Origin of the sequence: Crossiella sp. CA-258035 (assembly GCF_030064675.1) — a bacterium.
Lineage (GTDB): Bacteria > Actinomycetota > Actinomycetes > Mycobacteriales > Pseudonocardiaceae > Crossiella.
On the sequence record NZ_CP116413.1, the window covers coordinates 507,944 to 519,424 of the forward strand.

The following is an 11,481-nucleotide window of genomic DNA, read 5'->3' on the forward strand; positions in this document are numbered from 1 at the left end:
CTTTGCGGCGCGGGAGAAAACGGGACGGCCGGGCCGCGATCGGCTACCTGCTGCCCACCCTGCTGGTGCTGGGCGGCCTGCTCGGCTACCCGATCTACCAGCTGATCGTGATCTCGCTGTTCGACTACGGCCAGGAGCAGGCCAGCGGCGGCGCGCCGCTGGAGTTCCTCGGCCTCGGCAACTACCAGGCGCTGCTGGGTGATCCGCAGTTCTGGCAGGTGCTGCTGCAGACCGTGCTGTTCGCCGCGTTCTGCGTGGTGGCCACCCTGCTGGTCGGCGCCGCGCTGGCGCTGCTGGCCACCAGGGTGCGCGCGGTGCCCAGGATGATCCTGTTCCTGGCCGCGATCGGCGCCTGGTCCACCCCGGCGGTGGCCGGGTCCACGGTCTGGCTGTTCCTCTTCGACACCGATTTCGGGCTGGTCAACGAGATCCTCACCGGCGTCGGCCTGGACGGGTTCGCCAGCTACTCCTGGACCTTCGACAAGTACGTGGCCTTCGGCCTGGTCGCCGCCCAGGTGGTCTGGTGCTCGTTCCCGTTCGTCATGGTCACCCTCTACGCCGGGATCAAGGCGATCCCCGGCGAGGTGCTGGAGGCCGCGGCGCTGGACGGCGCGTCCACCGTGCGCACCATGACCAGCGTGATCCTGCCGCTGCTGCGGCCGCTGCTGATCATCGTGACCATCCAGTCGATCATCTGGGACTTCAAGCTGTTCACCCAGATCTACGTGATGACCGGCGGCGGTGGCGTGGCCGGGCAGAACCTGGTGCTCAACGTCTACGCCTACCAGAAGGCCTTCGCCGCCAGCGAGTACGGCCTCGGCTCGGCGATCGGCGTGGTGATGACCGTGCTGCTGCTCGGCGTCATCGTGCTCTACCTGCGCGCGCTGCGCAGGAGCGGGGAGGAGCTGTGAAACGACCCGGCCGCACGGTGGCCGAGATCGCCACCGTGCTGATCGCGCTGGTGGTGGCCTTCCCGCTGTACTGGATGGTGCTCTCCGCGCTCAAGCCGACCAGCGAGGTGCTCTCCACCGCGCCGCGCCCGTGGACCTTCGCGCCCAGCCTGGAGAGCTTCACCAAGGTCCTCACCGTGGAGAACTTCGGCCGCTACTTCCTCAACAGCGTGGTGGTCGCGCTGGTGGTGGTGGTCGTGGCGCTGCTCTGCTCCTTCCTGGCCGCCACCGCGCTGACCCGGTTCCGCTTCAAGGGCCGCACCACGATGCTGGTGATGCTGCTCGTCGCGCAGCTGGTGCCGGTGGAGGCGCTGACCGTGCCGCTGTTCTTCCTGATGCGCCAGGTCGGCGACGTGGCCCCGGCCTTCGGGCTCAACCAGCTCGGCTCGCTGATGCTGGTGCACCTGGCCTTCGGCCTGCCGTTCGCGATCTGGATGCTGCGCGGGTTCGTGGCCGCGGTGCCGGTGGAGCTGGAGGAGGCGGCCACCCTGGACGGCGCCAGCCGGTTCCGCTTCACCTGGCAGGTGCTCTTCCCGCTGGTGGCGCCGGGCCTGGTCGCGACCAGCGTGCTGTCGTTCATCCACGCCTGGAACGACTTCCTCTTCGCCAAGACCTTCATCATCTCCGCCGAGGAGAACCAGACCCTGCCGCTGGCCATCCTCACCTTCTTCAAGCCGGACCAGAACGACTGGGGCGCGATCATGGCGGGTTCCACCCTCATGACCATCCCGGTGCTGATCTTCTTCATCTTCGTGCAACGACGTCTCGTCTCCGGCCTGGCCGGGGCGGTGAAGGGATGAGCATGACCCCGTCCTTCGACGTGCTGCTGCCCCGCCCGCACTCCGCCGTCCGCGAGGCAGGCGAGTTCGAGCTGCGCCCCGGCGCCGCGGTCCTGGCCGACCCCGCGCTCGCCCTCGCGGCGAACTGGCTGCGGCAGAACCTCGGCGCGGCAACGGGTTTCCCGCTCGACTCGGCCGAGGCGGACGCTCCGCGGATCCGGTTCGGCCTGGACGGCGGGCTGGCCGAGGAGGAGTACGTCCTCACCATCACCAGGGCCGCGGCGGACGTGCGCGCCGGTTCCCTGGCCGGCGCCCGGCACGCGGCGCAGACCCTGCGCCAGCTGTTCGGCCCGGCCGCCTTCCGCCGCTCCGCTGTCCACAATGGACAGTGGCGGCTGCCCTGCGGTCAGGTGCGGGACCGGCCCCGGTTCGGCTGGCGTGGCTGTTTGCTCGACGTGGCAAGGCATTTCCTGCCCAAGGACGGCGTGCTGCGCTTCCTGGACCTGCTCGCCGCGCACAAGTTCTCCGTGCTGCACCTGCACCTCACCGATGACCAGGGCTGGCGGATGGAGATCGAGCGCTACCCGAAGCTGACCGAGGTCGGCGCCTGGCGGGAGCGTTCCGGCGTCGGGCCGTGGCAGCGCGGCAACTACGACGCCCGCCCGCACGGCGGCTTCTACACCAAGGACGACCTGCGCGAGATCGTCGGTTACGCGGCCGGTCTCGGCATCACGGTGGTCCCGGAGATCGACGTGCCCGGCCACACCCAGGCGGCCATCGCGGCCTACCCCGAGCTGGGCAACCTGGACCAGCCGATCGGGGTGTGGACCCGCTGGGGCATCAACGACAACGTGCTCAACGTCCGGGACGAGACGGTCCAGTTCTTCCGGCACGTGCTCGACGAGGTGGTCGAGGTCTTCCCGAGCCAGGTGATCGGCATCGGCGGCGACGAGGTGCCGCTGGTGCAGTGGCGGCGCGATCCGCTGGCCCAGCGCCGCATCGCCGAGCTGGGCCTGGCCGACGAGGCCGGTCTGCACGGCTGGTTCCTGCGCCAGCTGGCCGAACACCTGGCGGGCCACGGCCGCACGGCGTTCGGCTGGGACGAGATCATGGAGGTCGGCGAGCTGCCGACCGGCCTGGTGGTGGCCTCCTGGCGGGGCGAGGAAGCCGGCGCCACGGCGGCCAAGGCCGGGCACGACGTGGTGATGTGCCCGGAGCAGAAGGTGTACCTGGACCACCGGCAGTCCGAGCACCCGGACGAGCCGATCCCGGTCGGGTTCGTGCGCACGGTCACCGATGTCTACGGCTACGAGCCGGTCCCGGCCGGACTGGACCCGGACGCGGCCGCGCACGTGCTCGGCGCGCAGGCCCAGCTGTGGACCGAGCACCTGGACTCGCCCCGGCGACTGGACTACGCGGCCTTCCCCAGGTTGGCCGCGTTCGCCGAAGTGGTGTGGAGCCCCGCATCCCGCGACGAACCGGGGTTCCTGCACCGCCTCACCGAGCACCACCTGCCCCGGCTGGACGCGCTCGGCGTGGAGTACCGCCCCCTCGACGGCCCCCTGCCCTGGCAGCGCCGACCGGACGTGCAGGGCTGGCCGAGGTGAGGGCGGCTCAGGCCTCTTCCGGCATGATCAGCCAGCAGATGAGGTAGATGATCGCGCCGGTGCCGAAGCCGAGCAGGGTGGCGGCCACCAGCACGATGCGGATGATCGCCGCGTCGATGCCCAGCAGCTTGCCGATCCCGCCGCAGACCCCGGCCAGCATCTTGTCGGTCCGGCTCCGGCGCAGCTTCTTCACGGGTTGTCCGGTCTCGGTGTAGGTCGTGTTCTCGTACATGCCACAAGTTTTGACTGCGGGCGGCTCCGGCGGATCAGGGTGACCCCGGAGCCCGCCCCGGAACCGGCCCGGATGCAGCCAGGGGAGGTTAGGGTCGAGAAATGCGCGGACCCCTGACCGCCGCCCTCGCGGCCGCCACCCTGGTGCTGACCGCCTGCGGCGCGGACCAGCCGGCCCCGCCCGCGACCACCTCCGCGCAGCACCCCACCTCAGCCGCGGCCCCGCCACCGCGTGCCTTCACCGTCGCGGCCACCGGCGACGTGCTGATCCACCCGGCCCTGACCACCCAGGCCACCGCCGACGGCGGCGGCAGCCGCGACTACACCAAGCTCTTCGAGGGCGTGAAACCCGCGATCAGCGGCGCCGACCTGGCCATCTGCCACCTGGAAGTCCCCATCGCCGCCCCCGGCGGCCCGTTCAAGGGCTACCCCAGCTTCAACGCCCCGCCCGAGGTCGTCACCGCGCTCAAGACCACCGGCTACGACACCTGCTCCACCGCGTCCAACCACACCCTCGACCAGGGCGTGGACGGCGTGAAACGCACCCTGGACGCCCTGGACGCGGCAGGCCTGAAGCACACTGGCTCCGCCCGCACCGCCCCCGAGGCGGCCAAACCGGTGATCTACGAGGTGAACGGCGTCAAGGTCGGCCACATCTCGCACACCTTCGGCTTCAACGGCCTCAAGCTTCCCGCCGACAAACCCTGGCTGTCCAACCAGCTCAGCGCCGAGTCCGTGCTCAAGGCCGCCCGCGCCAGCAAGGCCGCGGGCGCCGAGGTCGTGCTGGCCAGCCTGCACTGGGGCGTGGAGTACCGCCACGACCCCACCGCGGACCAGAAACAGCTGGCCGCCAAGCTCCTGGACGACCCGGCCATCGACCTGATCATCGGCCACCACGCCCACGTCGTGCAGCCCATCGCCAAGGTCGCGGGCAAGTGGGTCGCCTACGGCCTCGGCAACCACATCGCCAAGCACGAGGAACCCCGCGGCGTCACCGAGGAAGGCGTGCTGGCCCGCTTCCGCTTCGCCGAGGCCAACGGCTCCTGGCAGGTGACGGCGGACTACGTGCCGACGCTGGTCGACCTGGGACCGCCGATCCGGCTGCGCACGCTGAAGCCGGGGGAGAACGAGGCGGCCAACCGGATCGACCGGATCGTGCGCAGCGCGGGGGTCAGCGCGGCGGAACTGCCGGTGGGAAGCTGATTCCGGCGTACTGGCGGAACAGGATCGACGGGGTCTCCTCGCCCAGCGCGGTCCAGCACCGGGCGAACAGGTCCCTGGCTTGTGCGCCGGGCCAGGGCTGGGGCAGCAGTTCGGGCGGCAGCAGCGGATCCGGCTCCATCACCCGGCTGAGCTCGGCGGCCAGTTCCACCGCGATGACAAGTCGTTCGTCGGGGGACGGCCCGCCGCCGAGCCGGGCCAGCCGGACCTCGGCGACCCGGCTGAGCCTGCGGTAGCCCTCGGCGAGCTCCTCCTGCGGCCAGAGCTCCCGGGCCAGCTCGACCGGGTCGCTGACCTCGCCCCGGCGCAGGTCCGTGCTGGTGAGCAGGGTGAGCGAGTCCGGCACGCCGAGCTCACTGGCCGCCGCCACCAGGTACGGCTCCCAGGGGTTCGCGCAGACGTACAGGCCGCCTTGCAGGGCCGCGCCGCCGAGGCGGAGCAGGGTGTCGCGCAGGGCGTCCCTGGCCGGGCGGGCGGACTCGGGCACCGCGAAGGCGGCCAGGTGCCAGCGGCCGTCCCACGGCTCCAGGCCGGTGTCCTGGCGGTAGGCGTGGTGCAGGAAGTCGAGGTTGGGGGCGAGCTCGCGTTGGGTGTCCGCACTGGCGTGCAGCACCGCCTTGCGGCCGCGGCCCTCGTGCCGGAACCGGCCCTCGGCGACCAGGCGCTTGACGCACAGGCGGACCTGCTGCTCGCTCATCCCGATGGTCTCGGCGACCCGGTACAGCTCGCCCGCGTCGACGGTGCCGTCCGCGCGGACCAGGGCGTGCACGAGCAGGCGGGTGGGGACCTGGATCCGGTCGGTCACGGGGTGCGGGCTCCTCTCGGCGGGACGGGGCGGTGCATCGTGGTCACCGCGCTGAATCCCAGCAGCCCGCGCAGGTACGGCGTCCGCTGGGTGCGCACCGCGGTGAAGCCACGCCGCTCGTACAGCGCCCTGGCGCGCGGGTTGGTGTCGATCACGTCCAGCCGGACCTGCTCCCGGTCGTGCTCCGCGGCGACGGCGACCACCTCCTCGATCAGCAGGCTGCCGATGCCCAGCCCGCGCGCACTCTCCTCGACCGCGATGCCGTCCATGACCAGCTGCTCCGGCGCGGGCCTGCGGGTGAACAGCGCCAGCAACGGCAGCCGCCACCACCCGCGCAGACCGTAGTAGCGCAGCACGGCCCGGCCGGAGCCGCTGATGAACGCGCGCCCGTCGAGCTGGTAACCGGCCAGGCCGACCAGTTGTCCTTCGCGCAGCGCGCAGACCGCGCGATCGGCGTTGAGCTGCTCGGCGAGGAAGCGCACCGCCACCTCCGGCGGGTTCAGCGCGGGCCCGAGCTTGCGCCCGAACGCCGCCCAGTACAGCCGCGCCGCCTGCCATTCCGTACCGGAGGGCACACCCCGCCGGAGAGTCACCACTGCCATGCCGCCAAAACTATCACAGTCTCAACGATCGTTTCGATCGTGATAGTTTCCTCGCCATGCGAGTCAAACTGCTGGTCACAGTCCTGGTCCTGGCCCTGGGGCTGGGCGGTGTGCTGCTGTGGCAACACTCCTACGACCTGAACGAGCAGTCCGTCACGATCAACCACGGCGGTCACCTGCTGCACGGCGTGCTGGCCACGCCCACGACCGGCACCCGCCACGGCCTGGTGGTGCACCTGCACGGCGACGGCCCGGTCGACGCCACCCACGAGGGCGGCTACCGCCCGATCTGGGAGGCCAACGCCAAGGCCGGCTACGCCACCCTGTCCTGGCACAAACCCGGCGTCGCGAACGCCCCCGGCAACTGGCTGGACCAGTCCATGACCGACCGCGCCGAGGAAGCCGTCGCCGCCATCGCCTGGGCCCGCACCCGCCCCGACATCGACGGCGACCGCATCGGCCTGTGGGGCGCCAGCCAGGCGGGCTGGGTGCTGCCGAAGGTCGCCGCCCGGACCCCGGTGCGCTTCGTGCTGGCCGTCTCACCCGCGATCAACTGGCTCCAGCAGGGCCGCTTCCACCTGCTGGCGGGCAACCCCACCGAGGCGCAACTCACCAGAAGCGACACCACCCGCCGCCTACTGGCCACCCAGGCGAGTTTCGACGACTACACCCGCGCCATGGGCGGCGAAACGCACGGCATGACCCCCGACCGCTGGCGCTTCATCACCAAGAACCACACCGCCGACGCCACCCCCGACCTGCCCGCCCTGCGCCGCGTGCCCGTGCTGCTCACCCTGGCAGGCCACGACCGCAACGTGGACACCGCCGACACCGAACGCGGCTACCGAGCGGCCCTCGCCGAAGGCGGCACACTCCAGGTCAAGCACTACCCCGACGCCGCCCACTCCCTGGTCAAGGACACCATCGAACGCTCCGACCTCAAACTCACCCTGACCGCCCTCTTCACCCCCCGCGCCCTGTTCGCCACCGGCTTCCTGGACGACCAACAGCGCTTCCTGCGCGACCTCGGCTAAGCCGCCTCCGCTCCCTGCTTTCGCAACAGGTCCACGAGGGACAGGCCGGTCTCCTCGCCGACCAGTGCCATGGCCAGCTCTGCCCGTGCCGCCAGCTCCAGCGGCCCCAGGCCCTCACCGAAGTAGGCATGAGCGATCCGGTCGAGTCCGGCACCCAGCAAAGGCGCTGCTGTGCGCAAGGTGGCGTCCAGGGCCACGCCGGAGGTCGAACCGCCGTGCAGCACGATGTTGCGCGCCCGGTACAGCCGCCGGAGCGTGATCCGCACCGCCGCCGCCAGTTCCCCGACCACCCGCTTCGGTTCGGCCACACATGCCGCCAGTCGTTGCGCCGCGACCCGGTCACCGTGCCGCGTGCGCCCGTGGAAGCGCAGGTTGGCCACGCCGTTCCTGGTGATCTCGTTGAACAGCACCAGGGCCTGCGCCCTGCTGGTGGTGCAGGCGTCCCGGCGCCGGGACAACTCGTCCGCCTCGTCCTTGCGACCATGCCTGCGCACCAGGGTGGTCAGTTCCGCGCGCGGCCAGGAGCAGGCGACGATCGCGGCTAGGCGGTCCGCGGCCACTGCCTTGCCGCTGCGTTCACCCGCAGGGACCGGATCGCCCGGATTGCACAACAGCGACTCGATGGCCGCCCATGCCCCGGCCAGCGCGGTGCCGGAGGCACCGGTCTGGTTCACCGGTGCGGCCAGTTCCAGCGCGTCGTCGACGGGGTTTCGCGGCCGGGCGACGTCATAGAGCTGGCCCTGGTACGAGAGCGAGAGCACGTCCGCATGCCGGGCCGGGCCGGCCAGGGGCAGCGGCTTGGGATGACCGCTGACCCACAGCACAGGGGAGGCGGCGACCTGTCCCCGGTCTCGGCGGGAGAAGAACGAGCGCGCGACAATGCGTTCGAACAGCTGCCGCACTTTGTCAGCGGCGGCGTAGGGATCTCGTGCCCGGATCCGGTAGAGGAAGCCACCCTGCGAGCGGACCCCGCTCGTGGAATGTCCCTCACTTTTGAGCCAGCTGAGCACCTCTGAATTGTTCAGCCAGTCGGGAGTATTTTCCGCACTCGCCCGATCGGGTACGGAGCTAAGTGGTAGCAGAACATGAAAAGTTCGGGGCGGGATGCGCGCAAGTCCGGCTGCGCTGGCAATAATCGCCTCTGTGTGGGTATTTTTCGAACGCAACCCTGACAACCACTGCTCAGTCAGGAACTGCGCGGTGTAGCCGAGGTCGAGCAGATGCGCCGCAAGGGTGCGGGCCAGACGCTCGGGCTTCACCTGGGCACCGTCAGCCACCCGGTCGGCCCATCGGTCCAGGTAGCCGTCGCGCGCGTGATCGATCAGTTCGCGGAGCCGCCGGTGACCAGAGCTGGGGTCGGTCAGGCTGTCCGAGCCGAGCAACTGGACCACCTCCCGGCGCAGGGCCTTGTCGCCCATGCCGAGATCAGGCCCGATCAAACAGGCGAGTTGATGTCTCTGCCAGTCAAAGGCGCTGCCGGAAATCACCTTCCGGGACTGCCAGGTGGCTGATTCCCACAGCTCCTCCAGGGTCAAGATCGAACCTATGTCCCACAGTCTTCTGGTCCACAGCACGCCGTCGACCTGACAGAAGTCGGTGAGGCGGGCGAGGACGTGCTGGGCGTATTCGGGGGTTGCCGGTTGCACGGGATTGAGGTTAGCGGGTATAGTGGGCATCACCTACGGGGGGTCCTCGCCGAAACGGCCAGGCCCCCCGGTTTTTTATGCCGCTTCACCAAAGCTGAAGTCGGCCTCTTGCGGCCCTACTTGTGAACCGATAACCATCTTCAGGCTGAAGTGGTTAGTGATTGCCAGTCCCTGCCTGGAGGTCATCATGCGCACAGCCCTGCTCGCGCTCGCCGCCGCCCTAGCCCTCACCCCGATCACCCCCGCCCTCGCCGCCCAAGCCGCCCCACCCACCGACGCCCCGCCAACCGCCGCCCAGCTCAAGGCCGCCGTGGCCGCCTGCACCAAGCAGGTCTCCAACGGCAAGTACGCCCACGACGCCGGGGGAGCGCGGACCGTGCCGGTCTGTGCCACCCGCAAGGCCGTGCACTGGCGGGCGGACCTGGACATCGACTGCGACGGGCAGCGCACCGCCAAGTGCAACGCCAGCACCGATCCGTACTGGCAGAACGCCACCGCCTTCAACCAGTCCGACGGCAGGCCGCTCAACGCGGAGACGCTGCCCTTCATCGTGGTGCCGCTGGCCAGTCCGACCTGGAACTACCGCGACTCCGGGATCACCGGGGGCACAGTGGCGGCCGCGGTGTACAAGGACAAGGTGGTCTACGGGGTGGTGGGGGACCTCGGGCCGAAGGCGATCATCGGTGAGGCCTCCTACGGCATGGCGCGGCAGCTCGGCATCAACCCGCATCCGAGCACCGGGGGCGTGAGTGGGGCCGTGGTGGACTTCGTGGTGTTCCCCGGGGTGAAGGCCAGTCCGATCGAGAACAACGCGGCCGCGGTCCGCCTCGGGCAGCAGGCCGCGACCGCGTTGGTCAGCTGATCTCCGGTAGTGCCGGGCCGAGCAGGTCGTCCGCGTCCACGATCCGGTACGCGTACCCCTGCTCGGCCAGGAACCGCTGCCGGTGCGCCGCGTAGTCGGTGTCCAGGCTGTCCCTGGCCACCACCGAGTAGAAGTGCGCCTGACGGCCATCTCCCTTGGGGCGCAACAACCTGCCGAGTCGCTGGGCCTCTTCCTGGCGGGAGCCGAAGGTGCCGGAGACCTGCACCGCGACCGAGGCCTCGGGCAGGTCGATGGAGAAGTTGGCCACCTTGGACACGACCAGGGTGCGGATCTCGCCCTTGCGGAAGGCGTCGAAGAGGGCCTCGCGCTCCTTGTTCCTGGTGGAGCCCTGGATGACCGGGGCGTTGAGCGCCTCGCCGAGCTCGTCGAGCTGGTCCAGGTAGGCGCCGATGACCAGGGTGGGCTCGTCCGGGTGGCGGTCCAGGATGGCGCGGACCACCGGGGCCTTGGTGCGGGCGGTGGAGCACATCTTGTAGCGCTCCTCCGGCTCCGCGGTGGCGTACTGGAGGCGCTCGTTCTCGGTCATGGTGACCCGGACCTCGACGCACTCCGCGGGCGCGATCCAGCCCTGCGCCTCGATGTCCCGCCACGGCGCGTCGTAGCGCTTCGGGCCGATCAGGGAGAACACGTCGCCCTCCCGGCCGTCCTCGCGGACCAGGGTCGCGGTCAGGCCGAGGCGGCGGCGGGACTGCAGGTCGGCGGTCATCCGGAACACCGGGGCCGGCAGCAGGTGCACCTCGTCGTAGACGATCAGGCCCCAGTCCCTGGAGTCGAACAGCTCCAGGTGCCGGTACTCGCCCTTGGTCTTGCGGGTGATCACCTGGTAGGTGGCGATGGTGACCGGGCGGACCTCCTTGCGCTCGCCCGAGTACTCGCCGATCTCGTCCTCGGTCAGCGAGGTGCGCGCGACCAGTTCCCGCTTCCACTGCCGGCCGGCCACCGTGTTGGTGACCAGGATCAGCGTGGTCGCCTGCGCCTCGGCCATCGCGGCCGCGCCGACCAGCGTCTTGCCCGCGCCGCAGGGCAGCACGATCACGCCGGAGCCGCCCGCCCAGAACGCCTGCGCGGCGTGCCGCTGGTAGTCGCGCAGCGTCCAGCCGTCCTCGGCCAGCGCGATCGGGTGCGCCTCGCCGTCGACGTAGCCTGCCAGGTCCTCGGCCGGCCAGCCCGCCTTGAGCAGCAGCTGCTTGAGGTGGCCGCGCTGGCTGGGGTGCACCACCACGGTGTCCGGGTCCAGCCGGTCGCCCAGCATCGGCGCGATCTTCTTGTTGCGCAGCACCTCCTCCAGCACGGCCCGGTCCACAGTGGACATGACGAGGCCGTGCACGGGGTGGTTGGCCAGTTGCAGCCGCCCGAAGCGGCCCATGGTGTCCACCACATCCACCAGCAGCGGCTGCGGCACCGAGTAACGCGAGTAGCGGACCAGCGCGTCCACCACCTGCTCGGCGTCGTGCCCGGCGGCGCGCGCGTTCCACAGCGCCAGCGGGGTCACCCGGTAGGTGTGCACGTGTTCGGGCGCGCGCTCCAGTTCGGCGAACGGCGCGATCGCGATGCGTGCCTCGTCGGCCAGCTCGTGGTCGACCTCTAGCAGCAGGGTCTTGTCGGACTGGACGATGAGGGGTCCGTCGGTCACGGGGTATCGGGCTCCTGGGCCTGGTGGCGGTTTCCTGGCCTTCCAGGGTAGTGACCCCGGAAGTCAAGTTCGTTCGGGCAGGTCGTGCGG

11 protein-coding genes are annotated in these 11,481 nt (G+C 70.6%); 6 read left to right on the forward strand and 5 right to left on the reverse strand.

Annotated elements, in window-relative coordinates; genetic code table 11:
• Positions 1–2 precede the first annotated feature (2 nt).
• The 3 genes from N8J89_RS02465 to N8J89_RS02475 are packed head-to-tail and all read left to right on the forward strand — an operon-like array spanning position 3 to position 3,336.
• Positions 3–911, forward strand: coding sequence for a carbohydrate ABC transporter permease (locus tag N8J89_RS02465; RefSeq protein ID WP_283666069.1), 909 nt, complete (start codon positions 3–5; stop codon positions 909–911).
• On the forward strand, positions 908–1,750 hold the full coding sequence (locus N8J89_RS02470; protein WP_283662739.1) for a carbohydrate ABC transporter permease: 843 nt from the start codon (positions 908–910) through the stop codon (positions 1,748–1,750). Before N8J89_RS02465 ends, N8J89_RS02470 begins: the two co-directional genes overlap by 4 nt.
• A complete protein-coding gene (locus N8J89_RS02475; protein WP_283662740.1) occupies positions 1,747–3,336 on the forward strand; it encodes a beta-N-acetylhexosaminidase in 1,590 nt (529 codons plus the stop codon). The genes N8J89_RS02470 and N8J89_RS02475 overlap by 4 nt, the downstream gene beginning before the upstream one ends.
• A 7-nt stretch (positions 3,337–3,343) precedes the next feature.
• Here the strand turns inward: N8J89_RS02475 and N8J89_RS02480 are convergent, their stop codons facing one another.
• Complete coding sequence (locus N8J89_RS02480; protein ID WP_283662741.1) at positions 3,344–3,568, reverse strand: PspC domain-containing protein; 225 nt, start codon at positions 3,566–3,568, stop codon at positions 3,344–3,346.
• A 101-nt stretch (positions 3,569–3,669) separates the two neighbouring features.
• On the opposite strand from N8J89_RS02480, the gene N8J89_RS02485 reads away from it, so the two are divergent.
• Positions 3,670–4,770, forward strand: coding sequence for a CapA family protein (locus N8J89_RS02485; RefSeq protein WP_283662742.1), 1,101 nt, complete (start codon positions 3,670–3,672; stop codon positions 4,768–4,770).
• Here N8J89_RS02485 and N8J89_RS02490 read toward each other — a convergent pair.
• Together N8J89_RS02490 and N8J89_RS02495 are read right to left on the reverse strand one after the other, a co-directional pair.
• Positions 4,739–5,593 (reverse strand): PaaX family transcriptional regulator C-terminal domain-containing protein, encoded by an 855-nt coding sequence (locus tag N8J89_RS02490; RefSeq protein ID WP_283662743.1) that lies wholly within the window; start codon positions 5,591–5,593, stop codon positions 4,739–4,741. The two genes, N8J89_RS02485 and N8J89_RS02490, sit on opposite strands and share 32 nt — an antisense overlap.
• Entirely contained in the window at positions 5,590–6,195 is a 606-nt protein-coding gene (locus tag N8J89_RS02495; protein WP_283662744.1) for a GNAT family N-acetyltransferase, read from the reverse strand. Before N8J89_RS02495 ends, N8J89_RS02490 begins: the two co-directional genes overlap by 4 nt.
• A gap of 56 nt (positions 6,196–6,251) precedes the next feature.
• On the opposite strand from N8J89_RS02495, the gene N8J89_RS02500 reads away from it, so the two are divergent.
• Positions 6,252–7,229: an alpha/beta hydrolase family protein gene (locus N8J89_RS02500; protein WP_283662745.1), complete on the forward strand. Its 978-nt coding sequence runs from the start codon at positions 6,252–6,254 to the stop codon at positions 7,227–7,229.
• Here the strand turns inward: N8J89_RS02500 and N8J89_RS02505 are convergent.
• Complete coding sequence (locus N8J89_RS02505; protein ID WP_283662746.1) at positions 7,226–8,875, reverse strand: hypothetical protein; 1,650 nt, start codon at positions 8,873–8,875, stop codon at positions 7,226–7,228. The genes N8J89_RS02500 and N8J89_RS02505 overlap by 4 nt on opposite strands.
• Positions 8,876–9,062: 187 nt before the next feature.
• On the opposite strand from N8J89_RS02505, the gene N8J89_RS02510 reads away from it, so the two are divergent.
• Positions 9,063–9,737 (forward strand): glycoside hydrolase family 75 protein, encoded by a 675-nt coding sequence (locus N8J89_RS02510; protein ID WP_283662747.1) that lies wholly within the window; start codon positions 9,063–9,065, stop codon positions 9,735–9,737.
• Here N8J89_RS02510 and N8J89_RS02515 read toward each other — a convergent pair.
• Positions 9,730–11,391: a DNA repair helicase XPB gene (locus N8J89_RS02515; RefSeq protein ID WP_283662748.1), complete on the reverse strand. Its 1,662-nt coding sequence runs from the start codon at positions 11,389–11,391 to the stop codon at positions 9,730–9,732. The genes N8J89_RS02510 and N8J89_RS02515 overlap by 8 nt on opposite strands.
• Positions 11,392–11,481: the final 90 nt, after the last annotated feature.